General features: G+C 59.8%; 21 protein-coding genes and 1 tRNA gene. 5 read left to right on the forward strand and 17 right to left on the reverse strand.

Features of this window, described 5'->3' with window-relative positions; all coding sequences use genetic code 11:
- Positions 1-110 precede the first annotated feature (110 nt).
- Positions 111-197 (reverse strand) — tRNA-Ser (locus CYB_RS14695).
- A 151-nt stretch (positions 198-348) separates the two neighbouring features.
- On the opposite strand from CYB_RS14695, the gene panB reads away from it, so the two are divergent.
- Positions 349-1,134 (forward strand): 3-methyl-2-oxobutanoate hydroxymethyltransferase, encoded by a 786-nt coding sequence (panB, locus tag CYB_RS03320; RefSeq protein WP_011432343.1) that lies wholly within the window; start codon positions 349-351, stop codon positions 1,132-1,134.
- Positions 1,135-1,574: 440 nt separating this feature from the next.
- Here the strand turns inward: panB and CYB_RS03325 are convergent, their stop codons facing one another.
- Positions 1,575-2,003 (reverse strand): hypothetical protein, encoded by a 429-nt coding sequence (locus CYB_RS03325; protein WP_011432344.1) that lies wholly within the window; start codon positions 2,001-2,003, stop codon positions 1,575-1,577.
- Positions 2,004-2,090: 87 nt separating this feature from the next.
- Here CYB_RS03325 and CYB_RS03330 point away from each other — a divergent pair, with 87 nt between their 5' ends.
- On the forward strand, positions 2,091-3,767 hold the full coding sequence (locus CYB_RS03330; protein WP_238376883.1) for a hypothetical protein: 1,677 nt from the start codon (positions 2,091-2,093) through the stop codon (positions 3,765-3,767).
- On the opposite strand, the gene CYB_RS03335 is transcribed toward CYB_RS03330, so the two are convergent.
- The 4 genes from CYB_RS03335 to CYB_RS03350 form a co-directional block, all read right to left on the reverse strand.
- Complete coding sequence (locus CYB_RS03335) at positions 3,761-4,969, reverse strand: glycosyltransferase (protein ID WP_011432346.1); 1,209 nt, start codon at positions 4,967-4,969, stop codon at positions 3,761-3,763. The genes CYB_RS03330 and CYB_RS03335 overlap by 7 nt on opposite strands.
- A gap of 29 nt (positions 4,970-4,998) precedes the next feature.
- A complete protein-coding gene (locus tag CYB_RS03340) occupies positions 4,999-5,412 on the reverse strand; it encodes a PH domain-containing protein (RefSeq protein WP_011432347.1) in 414 nt (137 codons plus the stop codon).
- Positions 5,413-5,487: 75 nt separating this feature from the next.
- The gene (locus CYB_RS03345) at positions 5,488-5,994 is read right to left on the reverse strand and encodes a hypothetical protein (RefSeq protein ID WP_011432348.1); all 507 of its coding nucleotides are present in this window, start codon (positions 5,992-5,994) and stop codon (positions 5,488-5,490) included.
- Positions 5,995-6,056: 62 nt separating this feature from the next.
- Complete coding sequence (locus CYB_RS03350) at positions 6,057-6,872, reverse strand: ion transporter (RefSeq protein WP_011432349.1); 816 nt, start codon at positions 6,870-6,872, stop codon at positions 6,057-6,059.
- A gap of 148 nt (positions 6,873-7,020) precedes the next feature.
- On the opposite strand from CYB_RS03350, the gene CYB_RS03355 reads away from it, so the two are divergent.
- Positions 7,021-7,614 (forward strand): Maf family protein, encoded by a 594-nt coding sequence (locus tag CYB_RS03355; RefSeq protein WP_011432350.1) that lies wholly within the window; start codon positions 7,021-7,023, stop codon positions 7,612-7,614.
- On the opposite strand, the gene gatB is transcribed toward CYB_RS03355, so the two are convergent.
- The 7 genes from gatB to CYB_RS03390 all read right to left on the reverse strand — a co-directional run bounded on the left by gatB (position 7,611) and on the right by CYB_RS03390 (position 16,856).
- Positions 7,611-9,083, reverse strand: a complete 1,473-nt coding sequence (gene gatB / locus CYB_RS03360; RefSeq protein WP_011432351.1) for an Asp-tRNA(Asn)/Glu-tRNA(Gln) amidotransferase subunit GatB — start codon at positions 9,081-9,083, stop codon at positions 7,611-7,613. The two genes, CYB_RS03355 and gatB, sit on opposite strands and share 4 nt — an antisense overlap.
- Before the next feature lie 147 nt (positions 9,084-9,230).
- Positions 9,231-9,515 (reverse strand): acylphosphatase, encoded by a 285-nt coding sequence (locus tag CYB_RS03365; protein ID WP_011432352.1) that lies wholly within the window; start codon positions 9,513-9,515, stop codon positions 9,231-9,233.
- A complete protein-coding gene (locus tag CYB_RS03370; RefSeq protein ID WP_041436250.1) occupies positions 9,512-9,694 on the reverse strand; it encodes a hypothetical protein in 183 nt (60 codons plus the stop codon). The genes CYB_RS03365 and CYB_RS03370 overlap by 4 nt, the downstream gene beginning before the upstream one ends.
- 939 nt (positions 9,695-10,633) lie before the next feature.
- The gene (locus tag CYB_RS03375; protein WP_011432354.1) at positions 10,634-11,695 is read right to left on the reverse strand and encodes a sensor histidine kinase; all 1,062 of its coding nucleotides are present in this window, start codon (positions 11,693-11,695) and stop codon (positions 10,634-10,636) included.
- Between the two features lie 566 nt (positions 11,696-12,261).
- Positions 12,262-12,990, reverse strand: coding sequence for an LmeA family phospholipid-binding protein (locus CYB_RS03380; RefSeq protein ID WP_011432355.1), 729 nt, complete (start codon positions 12,988-12,990; stop codon positions 12,262-12,264).
- A 125-nt stretch (positions 12,991-13,115) separates the two neighbouring features.
- Positions 13,116-15,134: a magnesium chelatase ATPase subunit D gene (gene bchD / locus CYB_RS03385; RefSeq protein WP_011432356.1), complete on the reverse strand. Its 2,019-nt coding sequence runs from the start codon at positions 15,132-15,134 to the stop codon at positions 13,116-13,118.
- A gap of 279 nt (positions 15,135-15,413) precedes the next feature.
- The gene (locus tag CYB_RS03390) at positions 15,414-16,856 is read right to left on the reverse strand and encodes a gamma-aminobutyraldehyde dehydrogenase (protein ID WP_011432357.1); all 1,443 of its coding nucleotides are present in this window, start codon (positions 16,854-16,856) and stop codon (positions 15,414-15,416) included.
- 891 nt (positions 16,857-17,747) lie between these two features.
- On the opposite strand from CYB_RS03390, the gene CYB_RS03395 reads away from it, so the two are divergent.
- Both CYB_RS03395 and CYB_RS03400 read left to right on the forward strand, forming a co-directional pair.
- Positions 17,748-19,046 carry an efflux RND transporter periplasmic adaptor subunit gene (locus CYB_RS03395; RefSeq protein WP_011432359.1) on the forward strand — a complete coding sequence of 433 codons (1,299 nt, stop codon included), beginning with the start codon at positions 17,748-17,750 and terminating at the stop codon, positions 19,044-19,046.
- 61 nt (positions 19,047-19,107) lie between these two features.
- Positions 19,108-22,317 (forward strand): efflux RND transporter permease subunit, encoded by a 3,210-nt coding sequence (locus tag CYB_RS03400; protein WP_011432360.1) that lies wholly within the window; start codon positions 19,108-19,110, stop codon positions 22,315-22,317.
- Between the two features lie 63 nt (positions 22,318-22,380).
- On the opposite strand, the gene CYB_RS03405 is transcribed toward CYB_RS03400, so the two are convergent.
- From CYB_RS03405 to CYB_RS03420, 4 genes are all read right to left on the reverse strand, one after another.
- Positions 22,381-22,638, reverse strand: coding sequence for a DUF2949 domain-containing protein (locus CYB_RS03405; RefSeq protein WP_011432361.1), 258 nt, complete (start codon positions 22,636-22,638; stop codon positions 22,381-22,383).
- Between the two features lie 193 nt (positions 22,639-22,831).
- On the reverse strand, positions 22,832-23,626 hold the full coding sequence (locus tag CYB_RS03410) for a hypothetical protein (RefSeq protein WP_011432362.1): 795 nt from the start codon (positions 23,624-23,626) through the stop codon (positions 22,832-22,834).
- A 128-nt stretch (positions 23,627-23,754) separates the two neighbouring features.
- Positions 23,755-24,498, reverse strand: a complete 744-nt coding sequence (locus CYB_RS03415) for a low-complexity tail membrane protein (protein WP_011432363.1) — start codon at positions 24,496-24,498, stop codon at positions 23,755-23,757.
- Between the two features lie 34 nt (positions 24,499-24,532).
- Entirely contained in the window at positions 24,533-24,757 is a 225-nt protein-coding gene (locus CYB_RS03420; RefSeq protein WP_011432364.1) for an NAD(P)H dehydrogenase subunit NdhS, read from the reverse strand.
- Positions 24,758-24,883 lie beyond the last annotated feature (126 nt).

The raw sequence follows: 24,883 nt of genomic DNA on the forward strand, positions 1-24,883 counted from the left end.
CAAAGTGTTATGGGGGAACCGCACCGCTGATGCGAAGGGCTTGGGTGGGATCCCCAAAAATCCCAGAGGCCCTAGCTGGGCAAGGCGTTCTAAAACTGTATGCCTGAAGACGGAAGGGGTGGGATTCGAACCCACGGTGACCTTGCAGTCACAACGCTTTTCGAGAGCGTCACAATCAACCACTCTGTCACCCTTCCAGTCAGCTGTGGGGCTTTACCATCTTAACGGCAAACCGAGTCTCCTGCTTCTTCCCAGCCTCAAAGCCAAGCTTGCTTCCCCCACGGGGTGCGGTTGATGGGAAAGTGCTCCGCACCGCTGGCGGGAACGCCCAGATGAGATCATAGGGATATGGCTGCTCTATCCATTCACCACTTTCGCCAGGCCAAACAGGCGGGTCAACCTTTGGTGGCCCTCACGGCTGCCGACTACGCCACCGCTCAGATTTTGGATCAGGCTGGGATCGACTTGATCCTGGTGGGCGACAGCTTGGCCATGACCCACTTGGGGTATACCAGCACCCTGCCCCTGACGCTGGAACAGATGCTCCATCACGCCCAGGCGGTGCGCCGCGGGGTAGAACGGGCCTTTTTGGTGGCCGACTTGCCCTTCTTGACTTATCAAGTCCACAAAGAACAAGCTCTCCTCTCAGCAGGGCGGTTGATGAAGGAGGCAGGAGTCAACGGGGTCAAGCTGGAGGGGGGCTACCCCGACATGGTGGAAACGGTGGCCTTTCTGGTGCAGCGGGGGATCCCGGTTTTGGGTCATATCGGCCTCACTCCGCAGGCCAAACATCAACTGGGAGGCTATCGCCAGCAGGGAAAAACCACTCCGGAGGCGGAGCGTCTGCGACAAGAGGCCCTCAGCCTGGAACAAGCAGGGGCATTTGCCCTGGTTCTGGAGCACATGCCGGCGGAATTGGCTGCCCAAATCTCGGCCCAAGTGGGGATCCCAACCCTGGGCATTGGAGCCGGGCCGGCCTGCGATGGGCAGATTTTGGTCACCCACGACCTGCTGGGGCTGAGCGAGCGGCTCCCCCCTTTTGCCAAGGCCTATACCAATTTGAGACAGGCGATCCGAGAAGCAGTGGAAGCTTTCGCCGACGATGTTCGCCAAAAAGTATTTCCCCCCCGCTGAAGGGATCCCTTACCCATTCAAAGCTTGGGCAGAGCATGACTCTAGTCAATAATAAGCTCAACTATACTGAAAATAATGTATAATATGTTCAGTACGGATTACTACCAGTTGATCTTTCTGTTTACTTTCGAGTCTGCCAACATGGTAGCCAAAGCAAAGCAGAAAATTGGTAGTAAGACGACACGGAAACTGCGCTTTGGGTATTCTACTCAAAGCTTTGCGGGATACCGCCATTCTGTTTGGACTCCGTCCCGCTAACGCGAATGGAAACAAACAGAATGCTATCGCTGCATAGTTGAACAGTGATGTTCAGCAGTGTTCAGCGTAAATGTATCAGGTGCTATGCCTACGGCACCTCATACTGCTACCTACTGCTACGCAATGCTTATGGGAACGGGAACCGCACCGCTTTCTCAAGGCTGGGCAAGGATAGGGCGACCTCAGGGATCCCTGAGCAGCACCGTCCCGGTCACCGCAGCACTTTGACCCAACCGGTCGAAGACCCGCAAGCTGAGCAGGTAGGAGCCAGGCACCAAGCTCAGGGGAGGGCGAATGCGGAAGCGGGTTGTACAGAACACCTCTCCCGACACACAATTCACCTGGGCTGCCGATAGCGTCTGAACCTCAATCCCCGACCACGACACCTGAAACGCCAGCTCCGCCGGGATCCGGCCCGGCACCGATACCGAAACCCCCAGCTCCAAAAAGCCGTTCCGATGTACCACAGAAGGGATATCGCTGCTGGTGATCAAAGGCGGCGGCGGAGTACTGGCCGTCAGCGCATCGGCACCACAACCGACCAAGGCCACGCCCAGCAGGCCCAGCGCCCATCCCCAGGATTTGGATCCCAGCTTCATCACAGGGTTCATCTGAAAACTCACCTTCTCAGTATAGAGGGTGGGGGCAACAGAGTTAGTGTTGGTTCTGGGAAAAGCTAAAAATTTACACTACAGATAGTGGCGAGCTGGATTTTCATCCAGACCATCTGCTACAGTAAGGCCCATAACCTGTCGAGCAGCCTGGATATGGAAGGGGAAGAGGAGCTAAAAGCCTTGCGGGCGCGGGTGCGCAACCTAGAGCGATCCCTCGCCGAATCGGAAGCGCTGTCATTGCAGCAGATTGAGTGCATCCATCGCCTGGAACATCAACTGCTGGAAGCACAGGCCCAGATTCAAGAGCGGGATCAAGCTTTGCAAGCGTGTCAAGAGGAGAAAGCACGGCTGGCCCAGCGCCCTACCCCAGAGGCTTTTCAGCTTCAGCAACAGCACATCGAAGAACTGCAGAATCTCCTGTGGGAAATGGAGCGCCGTCCAACGCTGGAGCACTACCACATTCTGCAGCAGCAGTTGCAAACCAGTCAGACGGAAATTGAAACCCTCAAGGCGGAATTGCAGCGGCGCGTCGATCCGGCCCGATTTTACCAACTGCAGCAGGAGCTCCTGGAGCTGAAACAGCAGGCCAACCAATTGGGAGAATACGCCGTCAAGTTGCCGCAGGTGCAGCTTTTGCAAGCCCAACTGCAGCTCCGTGTACAGCAGCTAGAGGAGGAAAAAGCACAATTGCAAGCGCAAATCCAAGAGTTGGCTGCTCGACCTTCTGCACAAGAACTGGAAACCCTACGGGCGGAGCTAGAGGCTGCCCACCGCCAAGCGGAAGCCGAATGGCAGCGTTTGAAGACCCATCTGGAAACCGAAAAGGCACACATGGAAGCTGACCTGAACACCGCCCGGCAACGTATTCGCGAACTGGAAGAGCGTCCTACCCCAGAGCAATGGGCACGCTTGCAGGCGGAGCTGGATCATCTGCGCCAACAGGCCTCTTTTGCCAAGGCCGAGCGGGCCACCTTGCTGGAAGAGCTGCAGCAGAGTCAGCGGCAGCAGGCCGAGCAAGCCCAACAGATTGCCAAGCTGGAAGCGGAAGCAGCCCAGGCCGCCCACCTCAGGGAAACAGAGTCCTCACAGGCGCAGCGAATCCTTGCCCTGGAGGAGCAGGTGCAGGCTTTGACCCGCGAGCTTGGTGCTTTGCGAGCCGAGCGGGATCAGCTCATGCAAGAGTTGGCCCAGCGTCCCACCCTTGCCCAGTGGCAGGAAGTTCAGCAGCAGGTGCAGGACACCCGAGAAAGCCTGGAAGCAGCCCGGCGGGGGCGAGAACTGGCCGAGGCCCATCATCTGGTCAGCCAAAAGCAAATCGAGAAGTTGCAGCAGCAGGTGATGGCTTTGAAAACCGAGTGTGTGCAGGCCCACGCCTACGCGCAAACCCAAGAAAAGGAAGTGGCCCTGCTGCAGCAGCGCAATCAAGAACTGGAAGAGCAACTGGCCACACTGCGTCAGTCGGCCTCCGCTTCCCCTCAGCCAGCGGTTGTCGAGGCCAGGTCGAATCATCGGGCCCAGGAACGGATTCCTGCCGCGGCTGACGAGTCTGCTCCTTCCCCGGCCACCACCTGGAGAACACCCACCCCAGGGATCCCGCCGCTCACCCTGGACGAGCGGGAAGAAAGTGCCCCGCTCGGCTGGCGCCAACGGACAGAAAGGCTCCTGAAACGCTCCGCTTTGGCCGCTTCACGGGCAGGAGGGGAAACGGGCAGTCGCAACCGGATTGAGTTGCCGACTTTTGTGCAGCGGCGGCCCTACTGAGCGCTCCATTCTCGGGGATCCAACCGTTCTCCGGCTTGAAAACGAGGCCAAGCCCAGCGCAGCAGGGATCCCAATTGGGCGTGAAATCGCTCCGGGGCAAATTGCAGAGCATGGGCCCGAATCCGCTGCGGATCCCATTCCTGTCGATCCGCCTGCCGCAGCCCTTCCACCAGCGCTTCCACACTGGCCTCGGGAATGAGGATGCCGGTTTGGCCGTGGATGACCGTCTCTTGGGCACCTCCCCGGTTGAGGGCAACCACGGGGCGGCCGCAGGCCTGGGCCTCCACTGCCACTAGGCCAAAATCCTCCTCCCAGGGGAACAGCAGCAGCCGGCAATTGGCTAGCAGTTCCCGGAAACGATCGGGGGGCTGATGGGGCAAAAACTCCACCTGCGGCCCCGCCAGTCGCTTGAGCCGAGCCAGCTCCGGCCCTTCGCCCACAACCAGCAGCCGACGACCCAGCCGTTCACAGGCGGCAATCGCCAGATCCACCCGTTTGTAGGGCACCAGTCGGCCTGCCACCAGGTCATAATCGGCGCTGGGATCCGCCACCGGCTCCAACCCCTGCAGCGGAACGGGCGGATAAATGACCACAGCCTCGCGGCGATAGAGCTTGGCAATGCGGCGGCGAATGTGCTGGGAGTTGGCGATCAACAGATCTGGACGTTGAGCTGCCAGAAAATCCCATTGGCGCAAGCGGTGCAGCAGCCATTGGCCAATTGCGCCAACAGGCCCGCTTCTCCCCAGCCCTTCTCGCTGCAGATACAGCTCCCGGTTCTCCCAGAGGTAACGGGTGGGGCTGTGGATGTAGCTCAGGTGCAGGGTAGAGGCTCCCGTCAGGATCCCTTTGGCAAAGGCGTGGCTGCTGGAGATCACACAGTCATAGCCGGAGAGGTCGAAGCTCTCATAGGCCAACGGCATCCAGGGCAGCAGATACTTGAGGCGGGCATGGTAGTCAGGGCGCAGCACCCCCAGCCACTTGGCCCAGCCTTGCAAAAAGGAGGTGTGAATTGTCAGCTCCTGCCAGCTCGGCGGCAGGGTGTGAGCGGAGAAGAGACTGACGTAAAGGGGGGCCTGTGGGGCAAAAGCCACCAGCTCCTGCAAAACCTTTTCCGATCCCCCCGGCCAGATCAGGTACTCGTGCACCAGGGCCAGGCGCTCAGGCCAAGCGGGATCCCGGCTGGGAAGAGTGGGGACAGCCACAGGAAGGGATCCCCAAGGCTCAGGCACGGTCAGGACTTGGCAGAGCGGCGCTTTTTGCCAATTGGGCCGCTCACCTGCTTGGCTTTCTCGTCGATCCGCTCATTGATGTAGTTGTAGATCTCGCGGAAGCGAGGCAAGGCCCGCATCTCCAGGCGACTGCCGTCCTTGAGGGTGAGCACCATATCTCCCCACACGCCCAAGCCCCGTGGCACCATGACCACCTTGGCGATCTCGCCGTAGATTACATCTGAGCGCTCCTTGCCGCCCCATCCCCCAATCACGGTGATGCGACGATTGGTAATCCGATAGTGTACCCACAGCTTACGCACCAGTGCCCCCACAAACAGAGGCAAGCCGACAAGTGTAGCCCCAATGAAGGAGTTCAACACCAAATCGCCACTGTGGGGGCCGCCCTCAAAAAAAACCTCCTCTTGCACCGCCATGCAGAGCACCGTCCGGTTGTTTAGAGTGTTGCCGTTAACGATCTTAAACGATTTCTCAGCTTTCCCCAACTGGGGCTAACGGCAGGTTCGGGATTGGGTCAGCCTTCGGACGGCTTGTAGGGAACGGCAGGTGGCCAAGACCAGGTAAACAAACAACACCATCACCACCACCGCCACCGCTGCGGCTCCGGCATTACCCAGCCAGCCCCACCCTTCCAGCCCCGTCAGGGCCACCAAAGCCCAAGAAGCCGGGTGCAGCATTCCCCCCAACAGGAGAATTTGCGAGAGCATTTGCCCAGCCGTAAAGCGGGATCCCAGCACCACCAGGGCCAGTCCGCCGCCGATGTTGATCAACCCCATGTTGCCCAAAAAGGCGTAGCAAATGTGCCAGGCGTACTTTTGTTTGGGCACCTCCTGCCAGAGGAGGGGCTCGGCAGGGATCCCCGAAGCCTCCTGGGGGGCGAGCGGCAACGGCTGAACTTGGCTGAGGATCCAGCCGAGGACAATGGCGGCAACCAGCATCGCCACGCCCGCCTTCACGTTCAGCTTGCCGGGGATGGTTAGCTCGGGGTGGGCCAACATCGCAGATCCTCCTGCAACCCGTCCTAGCCTATCCTGTCTTTGCCCCAAATTGGCCAACAGCCTCAATCCCTTGGATAGAGCAGTGTGCCACAGCGTTTGCAGAATTGGGCATCCCCATCGTGTTGGGACAAACCGCACCCTGGGCAGGCCCATTGCACCGAGTTGCCGCTTTTCACCAATTGTTTGATCAGCTCCCCCACTTGCCAGGGAATTAGAGCGATCCCCGTCAGGATCATCAGCACCGTCAGCAACCGACCCAGCTCAGAACTGGGGGTGAGATCCCCAAACCCCACCGTGGTCATGGTAACGACGGAAAAGTAGAAAGCATCCAAAAAGGTGGCAAAAGCGCCAGGATTCACTGGATGTTCTACCTGGTAGATCAGCCCAGAGTAGACGAAAACAATGGCAAAGAGGGTGAAGAAAATGCGCAGCAAAATGCGGCTATCGGCGGAGATCACTTGCCCAAACAGGGTTTTGCCCTCTACCAGGCGCAGCAGCCGCAAAATGCGAAACCAACGGAAGATGCGAATGAAGCGAATATCGGTTAGCCCGGCAAAAAAAGGCAAAATGGCGAGCAAATCGATGAGCGAATACAAGCTCACGACATAGCGCAACTTCTGCGGGGCCGCTGCCAGTCGGAGCAGATATTCCACCACAAACAAGCCGAGAATGAGGCGATCCACCCGCTCCAGCCCAAGACGTACCTCAGGGGGAATGGGATAGGTTTCCACCACAAAGAAGGTGGATGAACAGAAAACCAACACCGCCACCAGCAAGTTCACCCAGCGGCTTTCCGGAGTGTCTTGATCCCCCCAATAGCGCTGGAGGATCCCAGAATGGGCAAGATCGAGATCAGCTTGGGTGGGGAGAGTGGTCACAAACGGGATCCAGCTGGGAAGATATCGAGAGAGTTTCCTTTCAACGCCCATCAGGCGCATACTAACTAAGCTAATGGAAACTAGCTCACAGAGCGAACTTCCCCTAAGCAAACGTCCAGGCTTTGGGTGTTAATTAGGTGTTGAGTCGATGTTGCCTCCTATCGTACTGGCCTCGCAATCCCCTGCCCGCCGCCAATTGTTAAAGGCTGCCGGGATCCCTTTTCGCGTTCAGCCCAGCTATTTTGACGAAAGCCAAATCAAAAGCTCAGATCCCGTGGAGCTGGTGCAGAAGCTGGCCTCGGCGAAAGCCGAAGTGGTGGCGGCCCAGCAACGGGAGCCCGTCTTGGTCGTGGGGGCCGACTCCGTGCTCTACCTAGATGGCGAGATCCTGGGCAAGCCGCCCAATGCCCTAGAGGCGGAACGGCGCCTGCGGCAAATGCGGGGCGAAGTGGGAGAGCTCTACACAGGCCATGCCTTGATTGACACGAAGCAGAACCGCCGCCTCACCCACTATGCGGTGACGCGGGTGTTTTTTGCCAAGCCCAGCGACGAGGAAATCCGCGCCTACGTGGCCACCGGTGAGCCGCTCAATTGTGCTGGCTGTTTTGCCATCGATGGTCGTGGCAGCCTGTTTGTGGAGCGGATCGAGGGGTGCCCCGGCAATGTTATCGGGCTGAGCTTGCCCCTGCTGCGGCGCATGATGCAGGAGTTGGGCTATTCCCTCACCGATGCTTGGAGCTAGCCGTCGAGGTGTTGCTTGAGCAGGTCGTTGGCCAGCTTTGGATCTGCCCGTCCCTGAGTTTTTTTCATCAATTGCCCGACAAAGTAGCCGAAGAGCTTGGTTTTGCCCCCCCGATACTGCTGCAGTTGCTCGGGGTTTTCTGCCAGCACCTCGGCGATCATCTGCCCCAGCAGAGCGCTATCCGAGATTTGGGTCATGCCCTTAGCTTCCACCAGGGCGCGGGCCGATCCCCCTTTTTCCAGCAGTTCCGGCAGGATCTCCTTGGCGATTTTGCTGGAGATGGTGCCCTGCTCGATGAGGCCAATCAGCTCGGCCAGGGTTTCCGGCTTCAGGGCAATGTCGGGATAGTCCAGCTTGTGGGTGTTGAGGTAGCTGGCGATGTCGCTCATCATCCAGTTGGCGGCTGCCTTCGGATCGGCCCCGGCGGCGATCACGGCTTCAAAGTATTCGGCGGTGTTGCGTTCATCGCTGAGGTAGCGGGCATCGTACACCGAGAGACCGTACACCTCCTGGTAACGTCGCCGCTTCACACCGGGCAATTCCGGCAGCTCTGCCTGCCAGCGGGTTTTCTGCGCTTCGGTAACGCGAATGGGCGGCAGATCGGGCTCGGGGAAATAGCGATAGTCGCTGGATCCCTCTTTCTTGCGCATGCTGATGGTGCGCTGGCTGTTTTCTTCCCAAAGGCGGGTCTCTTGCACGATCCGCTCGCCTGCCTCCACAGCCTTGACTTGGCGGTTGAACTCGTACTCGATGGCCCGTTGGATGGCGTTGAAGGAGTTCATGTTTTTAATTTCCACCTTCGTGCCAAAGGTCTGGGATCCCAGCGGACGCACCGAGATGTTCACATCACAGCGCAGGGATCCCTCCTGCAGGTTGCCATCGCACAGCCCGGCATAGCGCAGGATGCGGCGCAGCTCTTGCACGTACTCTGCCGCTTCTTCCCCGCTGCGGATGTCCGGCTCGCTGACGATCTCGATGAGGGGAACCCCCGCCCGGTTGAAATCCACCAAAGAGTAGCTGGATCCCGATAGGCGGTCGCTGCCAGCGTGGACCAGCTTGCCCGCATCTTCTTCCATGTGCAGACGGGTGATGCCGATGCGCTTGGTACGACCGTCGCTGAGCTGGATCTCAATCCAGCCGTGGGTAGCAATCGGCAGGTCGTATTGGGAGATTTGGTAGTTTTTGGGCAAGTCGGGGTAAAAGTACTGCTTGCGGTCGAACTTGCTGTAGGGGGCAATGGTGCAATTCAAGGCCAAACCCGCTTTGACCGCGTACTCCAGCACCTTTTCGTTGAGCACCGGCAGGGTGCCGGGCAGGCCCATGCAGATGGGGTCAATCTGGGTGTTGGGGGGAGCGCCAAAGGCTGTCGCGCTGCTGGAGAAGATCTTGGAGCGGGTGCTGAGCTGGCAGTGAACTTCCAACCCGATCACAGCTTCATATTGCACTTTGGCAGGGGCAGCAACAGTCATGGGATGGGAAAAACTGGCGGTGTAACCATTCTAGTGCGACCTTGGGGATCCCAGCTCACAGACAGTTTCTGGGGACGGCAGCCCAGAACCCAGGACGAGGCCGGAGCAGCCCAGCTTGAAGCAGATCCTCAGAACAGCGAAACTTCCTCAAACGGTAGGGCGAATCTCAAAAGTGGGTAGACCTTCCGGCGGCTCGGAACGTTGCTCAATGGCCTCCACAACCGAACCGGGGCTGCCCTGTTGGCACCAGCGCAGCATCGCCTCCACTGCGGCAGGGGATCCTTCAAAAACAGCCTCTACACGACCATCCCGCAAATTGCGCACCCACCCTTGAACACCCGCATGGAGAGCCATCGCTTCGGTGTGGGCGCGAAACCCCACGCCCTGAACCCGCCCCCGTATCCAGACGTGAACGCGAACCCTGTCACTCATGCCGACGGGGATCCCTCCGTTGTGCTGCAGGGTTCTGGCGACTCGGTCGGCTCCTCCGGAGTCTCTGAGGTCTGCCGATCCAGCCACCCCACAAGAACGTTGACCAGGGCAACCAAGCCTAGGAGCCCCAGCGAGATCCCACAGGCATACCCAATCGCTTGCCACAGCACGGAAGACATGAACCCAACCTCACGAACGCTTGTGCAGAGGATCCCACCCTTCATGCACCGTGACATCCTCCCGGCGCTCGTCCTACGGACAGAGCGCGGGCCACCCTTCCCGTCAGCAGGACGGAGTCCTTACCTCGCGGCTGGGCATTCCTGCCCCACGCCACTTGTCTGGGTCTACAACCCCCGACAAAACGACTGGACAGGTGGTTCCCCTTCCCCAGCCTCCCTGGCTACTGCCAGCTTGCAAAACAAGTCTAATCCACAGGGAACGGTGCATCGGCAGGCAGGATGGACTCCTGCACCCAGGAACCCCTGTCCACCGGACAAGAGCAAGAGGCATCTGGATCAATCCGGTACTTGTAGGTTACCGCCAGCATAAGTAGGTTTTACTACAGATTTCGCTCAACAGATTTCGCTCAGAGGTATGGCGGGGATCCCTGTATCCCGGTGCTTACCCTGCGGGTAGAGTGCAGGACTGATTGCCCCTGCACCCCCGTTAGTTACCGCTAGCTACACCGCCGGGAAGCCCCGCCCTCTATTAGTTAGTGGCTAGTGAATAGTGAATAGTCACTATCCACTAACCACTATCCACTATTCACTATCCAGGGTGAGGGTCGGGATGAAAGGCGGGGACATGATGTTTTGTCCTTACTGGTGCCATAAAAAGTAGCGGGGTTTTATACACTGCCGCTATAGACATCAAGTACAGGGGCGGGGCATCCCGTCCTTTTCGCGTTAGCGGGACGTAGTCCTTAAGCCCAGGAAATGTCCTTTTCGCGCTAGCGGCGCGGAGCGCTAACCGGAGTCACTGTTCGCGTCAGCGGGACGGAGTCCTTGAAGCCCGCACTCTCTCGCTTTAGCGGCGCGGAGCGCTTTGCATCAACATGAGTGCGGGAGTATGTCACTTAAAATGACTACACCAGTCTTGTTCAGCACCAATCTATTGGGTTAGCGCAACACCAGGGCTAGAGCAGTCCCTTGGGATCCCGTCTCGACCAACCGCAAGTCCCCCCCGTGGGCCTGCAGGATGCGCCTGGCGATATATAGCCCCAGACCTCCTGAGCCGGTTGGGTAGTGGTGGCCGGCAATGTGAATGGGCTGGGTCACGTAGGGTTGGGCCAACTCTTCTAGGGGAGCCGGCAAGCCGGGGCCATCATCCTGCACCTGGATCTGGTGGGGGCTGACGATTAACACCACCGCATGGCGTGCGTAGCGCAAGGCGTTGTCCACCAGATTCACCAGCGCCCGCTCCAGCTCTGCCTCATCGGCGTTGCCCCACCCTTCTCCTTCGACTCGCAGATCGATCCCCCGCTCCTGGGCCAGGGATCCCATGCGCTCGGCCACCTTTCTGGCCAGGGATCCCAGATCACAAGGCCGAGGATGCAACTCGATCTCTCCCCGCTCCAGGCGGTGAGCCTCCACCATTTTCTGCACCAGAGAGAGATTGTGTTGATTTTCCTGCAGGATGCGATCCAGCAGAGCGCGACGTTGCTCCGGCTCGAGCTGTTGATCCTGTTTAAAGGCGCTCAGCAGGTGCCCAAAGGCGATGAGGGGGGTTTTGAGGTCGTGAACGAGGGTAGCGGTAAAGGCTTCTCGCCGCATTTGATCGATCTGGATCTGGCGCAGCAACTGGGCAAAAGCCTGCCGCAAGATCAGGGCTTCCTGGGGATCCCCGGGGCGGAGCAGCAGATTCCAACGGGCGGGCTGGTTAATCAAGGTTTCCAAATGAGCCAACTCGCGGGCCAGCAGGGTGAGGGGGCGCAAAATCATGGAGGACAGAGCATAGCCCACCACCGCCGACAGCACCGCCAGCAACGGGATCCACAGCAGCAGCAGGAGGATCCCTTCAGTGCTGAACTGCGTGTCGGGCCAGATCCACTGCACCGACAGGATGAAAACCAAGTTGGGGACGAACGAAAGGCTGGCAATGACCAATGCCACCTGGGTGCGCAAGCTGTGGGGAAAGCGGCGGCGCCAAAACTCAAGTACGCGGAGTGGTTGCTGTTTCAAACTCGGTGCGCTCGCTTTGACAAGACCTGCTTAAATAATGAACCAATGGTACGGAAGAATGAACATCCCCTCACGGTCAAGGCTGAAGAGTTCTTTCCTAGGTCTTAGAATGACCGTTATGTCTTGAGCCACTTCATCCCCATGAATAAAGAAGGATGCCGTAACCCCAGCTTTTAGGATACCCAGCTACCCCATTCTTTAGAGAAGCCGCGCCGTATTCCGGTTGGCAAAGCTGTGGACATCACGGCAAAGGCAGCTTGATCCCCGGGCATGACCAACGTCGAGCAATTATGGCCATCTTATAGCCATTTCAAACTAGATTGAGACACTCCCCAAGCGCTCTGCGCCGCTTCCGCGACCACCCCAAGCCCCTCTCTTTTTGGGAGAGGGGAGTTAGAGAGCAATGAACGAAAATGTTTTATTCCTATTCAAGATGACTATAATGCGGAGCACTTAAGCTCCTAGGACATGAAAAAACCCCTGGGCGTCTGTCCGTGTTTCGACCCCAGAGGCTTCTTCTCTTCACTCCTCACCACTATTGAGCGTAGCCGCCCTTCCAAAGGCTGTCAAGCACTTTCCCATTGGGGTTGGCGTGTGGGAAATTGCGCTAGGGTGGCACTGCCGTACAGGATCATCTGCTGGGGCTGCAAGTTCACCCGGTCTACCCGCAGCTCAGTGCCTCGCAAGGCGAGCCGATCCAAATCCAGAAGCTCATTCAGGCAGCGTACCAAAGCTTGGCTCAAGGCTAGCTCCTCTTCTGTACCGCTTTCAAACACTGGATCTGTAAAGCGGATGCGACGCCGCTCCAGCACCTCAACCTGGGCGGAAAAACCGACGCAGAAAGCCCTGGCTTCTCCCTGCTGTACATTTGCCTGGAATTGCAGTCGTCGCGCCGGGGTGATGCTGATATGGACGTGATGGAAGGATAGGGGGCTATCATCCTGCTTTCCTAAGGCCAGCCTATTCAGCACAAAAGGTGTGTTAAACGATTGCGCCAGATCGTCTTCGCTCAGCACCACGCGCATTGTGGCCTGTACTGGCTGGCGCAGCTTGATCTTCCCCTGCCAAATTTGGCTGAAATCGATGGCCACCGCGTTGCAAAACAGCTCTAGGGCCGAAAGCCTCAGGCCGTTGTACATCTGCAGATGCTGGCCCAACAGTTCAAAGCTGTCGATACGACCCTGCAACAATTTGGCAACAGGCTCCACTCGCACGCGCGCCTCCAGCCGCTCTGCATGCTTAAAGAGGGCACGAATGGCTGCGCCTACCCCTCGGCTAACCCAATCGACAGCCATGGGATTCTGCAGGGAAAGTTGGGGCAGGAGTCCTGTAGCCATGGGAAAAGGTAAAGAGCGCCTACAGGGATCATAACCAACCATTAAGAAAAGTTACAACCTTTGCCAACGGAGAGGCTGTTCTCTCAGGGGTAGGTGCGTCCCTCCTGCATAGCCGAGCGGGCCACGGCTGCGATCCCCTGGTCGGTGGCACGGGGCAGATGAAAGTACCGTCCGCCCGCCAATTCCGCCAGCTCGGCGCTGAAGCCGGTGGTTACAAAGCGGCTTTGGGAGTCGATCAAGAGCAGCTTCAACCCCAGGGCGCGGATGCGCAGGGCGATCTCCCGCAGCTCTTGCTTGAGGTCGATGGGAGCCGCTCCCAACTGGCTTTTGCTGTCGCTCCGTCCCAAGGAGCGGCTGAGGGGAATGTTGGCCCGGCCATCGGTGAGAGCCACCAGCATCACCTGGCCCACGTCGCCGGCAGCACGGGCATTGACTCCCATCCGCACGGCTTGGGTGAGGGCATGGGCAAGAGGGGATCCCCCGCCGCAGGGCAGAGATTCCAAACGGCGGCGGGCCAGCTCAATGGAGCGGGTGGGGGGGAGCAACACTTCGGCAGTTTCCCCACGAAAGGCGATGAGGGCCACCTTGTCACGGTTTTGGTAAGCCTCGGTGAGCAGGCGCAGGGCGGCACCTTTGGCCGCTTGCATGCGGTTGAGGGCCATGGAGCCGGAGGCGTCCACCACAAAGATCACCAGGGCTCCGGCCTTGCGAACCAGCTTTTTGGCGCGGATATCGCTCGGCTCCACAATCACGCTACGTCCCGGTTGCCGCTGGCGGCGGCTTTTCTGATAGGGGGCAGCAGCTCGCAAGGTGGCATCGACGGCAACGCGGGGGTTGGATCCCTGGGGCAGGATGGGCTTGACGTAGCGGCCTCGGTCGGCGCTGAACACCAGGCTGCGGGATCCCGTTTTTCCCTGCTGGTTGAGGGACTGGGCGAAGGCCAGCAGGCGCGGGTCGAGGGCAATGCGCTCCGGCTCGAAGAAAAACTCTTCCGGCAGACTCAGGTTTTCCGGCTGGGGATCCGTTTCCTCTCTATCTTCCCCATCCTTGTCGGGATCCGGCGGCGGGGGATCCGACTGTTGGGATGGTGGCGGGGGGGGAGGGGGGGGCTGGTCGGGGTCGTATTGGGCGCGGGGCAGCAGCACCAGTTGCACAGCCTGCTGCAGATCCTCGGCCAACAGGCGATCCCGTCCTTCCAGAGCTGCCAGGGCACAGGCGGCTCGCAGGGCAAATTGTTCTCCCCGGTGCCCTTGGACGTTGCCGCGGATGGCCTCCTGCACCAGGTAGAGGAGCTGTTCCCGCTGCGGCTTGACCTGGGGCAGCCACTCCCGCGCCAGGAGGATGCGGGTGCGGATTTCCTCCAGTTCCGCCTGGTGCTCGGCCAGGAAGGGCTCGGGAGCATCGACAAATTGCGTTGCCCGTTGGACAATTTCCCCTCGCTCTTCTAGGCTCAGCTCCTGCCCCACCGGCACCACCAGTGCCAGGCGATCCAGCAGGTGGGGGCGCAGGGATCCCTCTTCGGGGTTGTAGGTGGCCACCAAGAGAGGCCGGCAGGGGTGTTGCAGACTCAGCCCCTCTCGTTCCAGGCGGTTGACCCCATCCCCCACCACCGTCAGCAACAAGTTGACGATGGCGTCGTCCAAGAGGTTGATGTCATCCATATAGAGCACGCCCCGGTGGGCAGCAGCCAAGAGCCCTGGCTGGAAGACCGTTTCCCCCTGCCTGATGGAGGCCTCCACATCGACGGATCCCAGCAGCCGATCTTCGGTGACGCCCAGGGGAACCTGGACAAAGGGGGGCGATATCACTTGGGTGGGCGGCACCTCTCCGGCTGGGTAGCGAGCCTTGGCCCAGTCGGACCAGGTATCCGGCTGCGCTGGATCGTCGTTGCAATAGGATCCCGCAATCACCTCGATGGGCGGTAGCAAGGCGTGGATCCCTCTGGCCAAAACCGACTTGGCGGTGCCGCGAGGCCCCACCAGCACCACACCCCTTAGGCTGGGATCCACTGCTGCCAGCAGCAGAGCCAGCTTGGCCGCCTGTTGCCCCACTACAGCGGTGAGGGGAAAGGTACAAGGAGCGGATAGAGTTGCGGATCCCATGGTTGGCGGGTAGGCTTGGCGAGCAACGGTTCAATCGAGCAGATTCGCAGCGGAGCGGGAGCTGTACACCCCAGTCTATCGCTTGAGTGCTCCGCACCGCCTTTGCAACTGAGATTTTCTGGGGAGGTTCCAAACCGGCTCCAGACAGTTCCCCAAGCCCTCTCCCAAGGGGAAGGGGTAGGTCGGAATCAAGGCCACCAATGGCCTACGGCGACTGGGAATACCCCTGGTGAGCCGCCGCTGTTTGGTGGTCATCTTCTGTTCAAAATGGGCATCACTTCAGCGGGTTGCAATCATCACGTGTTTGGTGATTTGGTAGTCGCGCACCGCTTCTGCCGAGAGATCTTTGCCAAATCCCGATTGCTTAAAGCCGCCATGGGGGGCCTCAGAGGCAATGGGAATATGGTCGTTGATCCAGACGGTGCCGAACTCCAGATCGGCGGCCAACCTCATCGCTCGTCCGATGTCTTGAGTCCACACAGAAGCCGCCAGCCCGTATAGGACGTCATTGCCCAAGCGTAGCGCTTCCGCTTCTTCGCGAAACGAGCCGAGCGTGAGAACCGGCCCAAAAACCTCACTCTGTACGATCTCCGCTTTTTGATCGACATTGGCAATCACCGTGGGTTCATAGTAGTAGCCCTGGGCAAGCTGGGAAGGGATCCGACCGCCGGTCAGCACCTTGGCTCCCTCTGCTTTGGCCCGCTCCACAAATCCCATCACCCGCTCCCGCTGGGCTGCTGAGACCAAAGGCCCCATCTCCACTCCCGCCTCGAAAGGGGATCCCACCGTTACTTTGCGCATGGCTTCTACAATGGCCTCTTGCGCCTGCGCCAGCTTGCTCTCGTGCACATAGACGCGGGTGGCTGCCGTACAGTCTTGGCCGGTATTGACGGTGGCAGCAAATGTGGCCTTGGCAGCAACGGTCTCTACGTCCGCATCCTCGAAGACGATAAACGGCGCTTTGCCCCCCAGTTCCAAATGCACCCGCTTCAGGGTATCTGCCGCTGTCCGCATCACCTGCTTGCCGGTGGCGGTAGAGCCGGTAAGGCTGACCATGCGCACCTGGGGGTGCTCCACCAGGGCTTGGCCGGTAGCATTGCCTCCGGTAACGATATTGACTACCCCGGGCGGGATCCCAGCCTCGGCGATCAGTTCCCCCAGCATCAGGGTGGTCAGGGGGGTGGCAGGAGCGGGCTTGAGCACCACCGTACAGCCGGCGGCCAGGGCGGGGCCGATCTTCCAGACGGCCATCATCAGCGGATAGTTCCAGGGGGTAATTTGAGCGCACACCCCCACCGGCTCTTTGCGAAAGAGGGAGGTGTAGCCCTTGGCATATTCCCCGGCGCTAAAGCCATGGATGTCGCGGGCGGCAGCGGCGAAGAAACGCAGATTATCCACCGCAAACGGCAAATCTCCCCCTAAGCTGAGGAACTCGTAGGGCTTGCCGGTGTTTTCCGATTCCACACGAGCCAGTTCTGGGGCACGAGCCTCGATCAGATCTGCCAATTTCCAGAGGGCCAGGGATCGCTCGCCGGGGGTGAGTTTCGACCAACGGCCATCGTAGAAGGCTGTTTGGGCGGCCTGCACCGCCCGATCCACATCGGCAGGGCTGGCATCCACCGCCTCTGCCAGTTTCTCGCCGGTGGCCGGGTTCTCGATGGTCATCAGGCCCCCCCCTTGGCTATCGACCCATTGGCCGTCGATCCAGAGTTTGTAGGCCATAGCGATGTCCTCAACAGCTTGGTGAAATGGCTCTCCCCATTGTGCCGAATCTTTTTGGCTCGGCTTGAATCATAAGCTTCATTCAACTTTGGCAACTTTGGGGTGCAGAGATGGGATCCTTTGGGATTGGGATGGCCCAAACGGCTATTCGCAAAGCGGGCCGTAGACTGTGGCCAACGGCGCACTGGTGAGGATCCCGCATCTGCTAACTAACGGAGGTGCAGGGGCAATCAGTCCTGCACTCTACCCGCAGGGTGAGCACCGGGATACAGGGATCCCCGCCATACCTCTGAGCGAAATCTGTAGCAAAACCTACTTATGCTGGTGTAACCTACAAGCACCGGATTGATCCAGATGCCTGCCAACAAGCCGCTCGCGTCAGCGGGACGGAGGCCTTGCTGTTGGCGTGGCTGGAGATTGGCCAGGACGTATACAACTACACTTTGCCGGAAATCAACGAGTGGATAGCATCTTGCTCTTGGCCGGTGGACAGGGGTTCCTGGGTGCAGGAGTCCATCCTGCCTGCCGATGCACCGTTCCCTGTGGATTAGACTTGTTTTGCAAGCTGGCAGTAGCCAGGGAGGCTGGGGAAGGGAAACTGCCTGTTCAGTCGGTCTGTCGGGGGTTGTAGACCCAGACAAGTGGCGTGGGGCAGGAATGCCCGACCGCGAGGTAAGGACTCCGTCCTGCTGACGGGAAGGGTGGCCCGCGCTCTATCCACAGGACGAGCGCCGGGAGGATGTCACGCATCCACCCTAGCTCTGGATTGGGAAGGATGGCCAGCGCTTTTGCACAGGCGCAGCAGGGCACAGTCTCAGTACCCTGGTTGATTGAGTCAATGCAGAGGTGGGATCCCTCTGTTGGGATAGCCGTTAGGGAGGCAGGTTCACGATGCAACTGCGAACAGCTCTGCCGCTGTTGTGCCTTTCTCTCTTGGTAGCTGCTTGCCGGCCCGGCGGGCCACCTCGCAGCATGGGGGGTGAAGGGGGCGGAGAAGGCCAACCCACACCAGTGGCCGTCGGCAGGGTAGAGGAACAGCAAATCGAAGAGACTTCAGAGTTCATGGCCAGCCTCGGATCCCAGCAGGTGGCCAGTATCCGCCCTCAGGTCAGTGGACAGGTGACCCAGGTGTTCGTGCAGCTGGGATCCCAGGTGGCTGCCGGAGCCCCTCTCTTTGAGATCGACAGCCGGCAGCAACAGGCGGCGGTGGCCGGCCAAACGGCGGGGATTGCCGCAGCCCAAGCCAACCTGGAGAGCGGCCGGGCCGTGCTCAGCCAGTTGCGGGCGGATCGGCTGCGGCTGGAGGCAGCGGCGGAGTTTGCCCGGGAGCAGCACGAGCGCAACCTGCGCCTCTTGGCCGAGGGGGCCATCAGCCAGGCGCAAGCGGATCAATCCAGCCGCGACCTGCGCCAGGCGGAGGCGGCTTTGGCGGCGCAACAGGAGCAGATCCGCGCTCAGGAGGCCGCGATCTTGCGGGCAGAGCGGGAGGTGCAGCGAGCCCAGGCCGAGGCGGAGCGGCAACAGGTGCAACTGCAGTTTTTCCAGGTTACAGCTCCCTTTGCCGGCATTGTGGGGGATGTTTTGGTGCGGCAAGGGGACTACGTGACGCCTCAGACGGTTTTGACCACCTTGACCCAAACCCAGGCGCTGGAGCTCAACCTCAACATCCCGTTGCAGCGGGCCCCCCAGCTGCGCATTGGCACGCCGGTGCAGATCCTGGATAGCCGCGGCGAGGTGATCGGCAGCAGCCAAATCTCTTTCATTGCTCCCGAAGCCAACGCCGCCACGCAATCGGTGCTGGCCAAGGCTCTTCTGGAGAACCCTGCCGGCCAGTTGCGCTCGGCCCAGTTTGTGCGGACTCGGGTCATCTGGGAGGAGCGGCCGGCCTTGCTGGTGCCGGTGACGGCGGTGGCCCGCTTGGGGGCGCAAACCTTTGTCTACACGGTGCAGACAACGGAGCCGCCAGCAGAGGGCATGCCCCCGGGGGCGGTGGCGGTGCAAAGGCCGGTGCAGCTGGGATCCATCTACGGAAACAGCTATGAGGTGCTGGAGGGTTTGGAGGCCAATGAGCCAATTGTGCTGAGCGGCCTGCAGAAAATCCGCGATGGCGCCCCGATTGTCGATGAGGTGCTTTTTCAGCAGAGGATGCAGCCACAAGGGGGAGGGAGACCTCCTGGATCCCCGCCCTAGGTCCTCTCTCCGGCGGTTTCCCAACTCAGCTATCCCCTTTCACTCCTCACTGCGCTGGACTATGTTTGTTGACTTTTTCATTCGCCGCCCTGTTTTTGCCAGCGTCTGCTCCATCCTGATCGTGCTGGTGGGGGCGGTGAGCATTCCCCTACTGCCGGTGGACTACTACCCACAGGTGGCGCCGCCAGCGGTGAGGGTGACTGCTGTTTATCCTGGGGCCAACGCCGAGACGGTGGAGACGGCGGTAACCAATGTGCTGGAGCAGGAGATCAACGGCGTCGAGGGTATACGGTCTATCGCCTCGGTGAGCAGCAGCAACGGCACCAGCCAGATCACCGTTACCTTCAGCCCGGATCGGGATCTGGACACGGCGGCTGTGGATGTGCAGAACCGGGTGGCGCGGGCCCAGGGCCGGCTGCCGGCGGAGGTGATCCAAAACGGCATCAGCGTGGAAAAGGCCGGCGACAGCGCCTTTGTGCTGGTGTTGGCGCTGCGCTCAGAGGCGGGGGAATACGACGAGCTGTTTTTGAGCAACTACGCGGAGCTGTTTGTGCGGGATGCTTTGCGGCGCATCCGCGGCGTCAGCGATGTCATCATTTTCGGGGAGCGCACCTATGCCATGCGCATCTGGCTGGATCCGACGCGGCTGGCCAGCTATGGTCTGACAGCTCTGGATGTGGTAAACGCAGTGCGCCAGCAGAATATCCAGGTGCCCGCCGGCCAAATTGGCGGCCAGCCCAGCCCCCCGGATCAGGAGTTTCAGATCAGCGTCCAGGCCACGGGGCGGCTGTCGCAGCCGGAGGAGTTCGCCCAGATCGTTCTCAAGGCCAACGCCGATGGCAGCTTGGTGCGCATTGCCGATGTGGGCCGGGTAGAGCTGGGGGCCCAAAGCTACGATACGTTCTTCCGCATCGGGGGGCAGGAGGCGGTGGGGATCGCCATCACCCAACAACCGGATGCCAACGCCCTAGAGGTGTCGCGGCAGGTGCGGCAGACGTTGGCGCAGCTGGCGGAGAGTTTTCCGCCCGGCTTGATCTACGAGATCCCTTTCGACGCCACCCTGTTCATTACCGAGTCGGTGCAGGAGGTGATTTTCACTCTGTTGCAGGCGATTGGCCTGGTGGTGTTGGTACTGTTCATCTTTTTGCAAGATTGGCGCGTCACCCTCATTCCCACCGTTACAATTCCGGTGGCGCTGCTGGGGACCTTCGCCTTTGTGCGCCTGTTTGGCTTTTCCATCAACACTTTGACTCTGTTCGGCCTCACCCTGGCCACTGGCTTGGTGGTGGACGACACCATTGTGGTGGTGGAGAATATCTCCCGCTACATCCGCGACCGCGGCATGCGGCCTCTGCAGGGGGCCTCGGCGGGGATGAACGAGGTGTTGGGGGCGGTGATCGCCACGACGCTGGTGCTGCTGGGGCTATTTGTGCCTGTTGCTTTCTTTCCTGGCACCAGCGGTCGCATCTACCAGCAGTTTGCCGTCACCATTGCCGTGTCGGTTTCGCTGTCCACGTTTAATGCCATTACCTTGGCTCCGGCTTTGTCGGCGCTGCTAATTCGCCCCCGCTCAGAGCAGATGTTTTGGCTGCTGCGCTGGTTTGACCGCGCCGTGGAAGGGATCCGAGCGGCCTACTGCCGCCTGCTGGAGCTGGTGGTGAAGCTGCGGCTGCTGGTGGTGACGGGGTTTATTGCCTGTTTGGGCCTCACCTACTGGCTGTTCCAGGTTGTGCCGACGGGGTTTGTGCCGGATGAGGATCAGGGCTTTTTCATCACCATTGTTCAGGGGCCGCCGGGGGTCTCCCTTCACTACACCGACGGGGTGATTCGGCAAGCCACAGCCGTTTTGGAGGGGATCCCTGAGATCGAAAATCGGGTGATCGTGGGGGGGTTCAGCTTTACCGGGCCCTCGCCGGGGAATGGGCTGATCTTTGCCACCCTCAAGCCCTGGGAAGAGCGGCGGCAACCGGAGCAATCGGCGCAAGCGATTGTCAACCGGCTATTTGGGCCTTTTTTGGGCGGGATCAGCCGCGCATTGGTGATCCCGATCCTGCCGCCGGCCATTCCCAATTTGGGGGTTGCGGGCGGGTTTACTTTCCAGCTTCAGGATCGGGGGGTGAACGATTTCAACCTCTTGGAGCAGACGGCCAACACCCTGTTTTTTGTGGGCAACTCGCCGCCCCCGCCGGGCCAACCCCCCTTGGGCTTGCAGATTAACCCGCCCACCTTCAACGCCAATTCGCCGCAGCTAGAAGTACAGGTGGATCGGGAGATGGCCCAGTTGTTGGGGATCCCTCTGTTGGATGTCTTCGGCACGCTGCAGACGCTGCTGGGGGGCACCTACGTCAATGATTTCGACCTGTTCAACCGCAACTACCGGGTCTATGTGCAGGCGGATCAAGCATTCCGAGGTAACCCGGAAAGCATCGGCCAGTTCTACGTGCGGGGTGGGCAGGGGCAGCTCTTGCCGTTGAGCACCCTGGTTCAGGTGGAGGAGACCACCAGCCCGGCCATCATCAACCACTTCAACCTCTTCCGCTCGGTGGAAATTCAGGGCAGCGCCCTGCCGGGCTTTAGCTCAGGGCAAGCGATTCGGGCTATGGAAACTCTAGCCGCCCAGTTGTTGCCGCAGGGGTTTGGCTTCGAGTGGTCGGGCCTGTCGCTGGAAGAAATCGAGTCGGGAGGACAGGCGCCGCTGATCTTTGCTTTGGGCTCGGTGTTCGTCTTCCTGGTGCTGGCGGCGCAATTTGAGAGCTATGTGGATCCCTTGATCATTTTGTTGGCGGTGCCGCTGGCGGTTCTTGGGGCTCTTTTGGCGCAACTGCTGCGGGGCTTGACCAACGACGTCTTCTGCCAAGTCGGGTTGGTGATGTTGATCGGGCTGGCCAGCAAAAACTCCATCTTGATTGTGGAGTTTGCCAACCAGTTGGTTGCCCAAGGGATCCCCCTGGTTAAGGCTGCAGTGCAGGCGGCAGAGACCCGCTTCCGCGCGATTCTCATGACGGCCTTGAGCACCATACTTGGCATTTTCCCGCTGGCAGTGGCCAGCGGGGCCGGGGCCGCCAGCCGTCAGTCTCTGGGCACGGCGGTGATCGGCGGCATGTTCGTCTCGACAATGCTCAGTTTGCTGGTGGTGCCGGTGCTCTATGTCGTGATCAAGGGGATCCAGGTGCGAATTTTGGGGGGATCCCCTTCGCCTGTGGATCTGGCGCATCTGCCCCCACCGGAGGATCCCAAGGATCTGCTGCCTGGTGGCGACAGCGTTGGGTAGCAAGAGGGATCTGCTTGCTTCTTCTCTTCTGGCGGAAAAGCGAGTGGGGGAAGGGGGCACCTTTCATCCACCGCAGGCCCTGTCCTCGAGCAGTTCGGACTCGGCTTCGCTGGGCATTTTTTCCCAGAACTGAGCCAGGTGTTGCAGGCCCACAAAGCCCAACTGCCAGAGGATCAAGGCTAGAGGGCCGTGCTGCTGCCGTTGGATCTTCAGGGCCAGAGCCAGTTGTTTGGGCTTGAGGAGCTGTTGCTGCTCAGCAAACTGGCAGAACTGTCGATCCCATTGGCTAAGGGCTTGTAAATCCGGCAGGGTCGGTTCCATAGGTTTGGCCAGGCAGGAAAGGATTGAATGTCGAGGATCGGGATCCTCGTACTGATTCTGGGGATCTTCTTGCGGATCCCTTGCAACAGGTTTCTTCCAGGGTATGTGACCACCCAGGCCCTCCCAAGGCCGGTTAGGGCAGAGAGGACTGAGCTTTGTCGCAAAGCTGGCTTATAGATCCTGGCAGGACGGTCTATCCCCAGGGGTCGTCGTCGAAGGGACTATCTGACCAATAGCCACTCTGCTGGGATGGGGGGGGCTGTTGGGGAAGGGGCGGCGTGTAAGCAGGAGGCGGTGTTGGGATGGGGGTGGGTTTTTCCAGATCCTCAAGTCGAGGCAGGTCGGCGGGCTTGGGCTCGACACCAAGGCTTCTCAGCTTGGCTTGCGTTTCTTGCACTTGCGCATTGAGCTCTTCCAGGTAGGCGCGGTAGTGGTTGGCAGCTTCCAGGTACTGCTTGGCTTTCTTTTCGTTTTCCTGGACGACCGCCTCCAGTTCTTTGGTGCGAACGGTGTAATCGGCCTCTTGATTGGTGAGGTTTTCGATAGCTTGATTGAGTACAGCCCGCCGGCGCTCCAGTTGGGCTACGATTTCCGACAACTGTCGTTCTCGCTCGCTGAGGCTGCGTTCGCGGTTTTGGGTTTGTTCCAGTTGAAAGCTAGCCTGGCTTAACTGCTCTCGCAAATACATCACCTGGGGCTCTGTCTCGTTGCGTTCCTGCTGCAACTCAAAGACCCGGGCTTCCAAGTGATCTTTTTCCTGCTGCAACACTTCCCGCTCGTTCAAAAGACGGGTGTAGAGCTGGTTGAGAAAGTCCACCTCCATCACCACTTGGCTAAGCTGAGTGGCGTATTCCCCAACCAAAGCCAACTCCCGAGCGAGGTTTTGGGTTTCACTGGTGGCTTGATCGGTGAAAAACTGGGGAAGTTGGGTGGTTTCTCTGAGGCGTTGGGTAAATTGCTTGAAGCGGAAAGAAAAGTTGCTCGCCATTGCCGGTGCGGTAGCCTCGAAGATCAGGGGAATGCCGATGGTTGGATTTCACAGGGCTTGGATTGCTTCCAATCTACTTGGATTGCTTCCAATCTAACATTGAGCTACAGCTTTTGCGGAAGCTTGCCTTAGGTGGGATCGGGGGGAGTTTCAGGGGCCGGCATGGCAACTTCCCCAGAGGGATCCCGCTTCTCGGATTCCGGCTGGGGGTTTTCTGTCGCTCTGTTTTTAACCTTGTCTTTTTGGTCTTTCGAGGTGCCTTCTGAATCTTGGCCGGAGATGCGGCGCAACAGCCGTTGCAGGAGTGGGCTGCGGCGATTGCCGATGACGGAGAAGCGGCTTTCAATCTCCTCGACGGGGACGGGATCCATTTGGGCCAGCTCCGGCTCGCTGAGGAGGAGTACCCGTATCGTTGCAATGGGGATCTGCAAGAATAGGTTGGATCCCCAAAACCCAAAGGCAGCTATGGCTAGGCCTGCCAGACGGGTGCCGTTGCCAGGGGTGAGCGGGGCAAAGAGGGGGGCAAAGTCGTAGAGGCGCTCACCGACTTCCAGCATCAGGATTGCCGCCAACAGCGTCAAAATCTTATGTTCGGGGCTGAGGAAGGCGGCCAAGATGCGGCGCTGCTCGAGGGTGAGTTCTTCTGGGGGGACAGAAGCCACCCACACGCTAAAGATGTCAAACGGTTTGCGCCACTGCATAGCAAAGACCGGCCCAATGCCCACCACGGCCACCCAAGCCTGCTCCGCCCCCACCGGCAGGAGGGGATCCCCTGTGGCCAGCCCGATCAGGGTCAGCCCCACCCACAAGGGGAAGAGGAGGATGCCGGCGGCATGGATCCAGAGGAAAGGTTCCTGCCAATGGCTGCGCATGGGGAGATGCCAAAAGGGACAGGGGAGAGCAGGGCTAGGGGCGGGATTTGTCCACCACTTCCAATTCTGTGAGGCGGAAGGTGACTAATTTGTCCCAGTTGCCGCCTTCAAAGAGGACAGCGGCATGGTTGTCGGTAACCCGCTGTACCTGGCCCTCAAAGCAGTAGTAGGTGTCGTTGGGGTTGATGACCCGCACGGCAACGCCGGGGTAGATCGGGGGAAGGGCTTCGAGGAGGGTTGGGGTTGGAGTCGTGTTCACGTTTCAGCTATCCTCTTTTTTTGCAGAAGCTCTGCCTTACTATTATGGGGGAAAGCCCCTCTCTTGCCGAGTCTCCCCCTCGTTGAGCTTCTTCCCACAGCGGTTCGCCGAGGGTTGGGCAATGGC

Source organism: Synechococcus sp. JA-2-3B'a(2-13), from assembly GCF_000013225.1.
Taxonomy (GTDB): Bacteria; Cyanobacteriota; Cyanobacteriia; order Thermostichales; family Thermostichaceae; genus Thermostichus.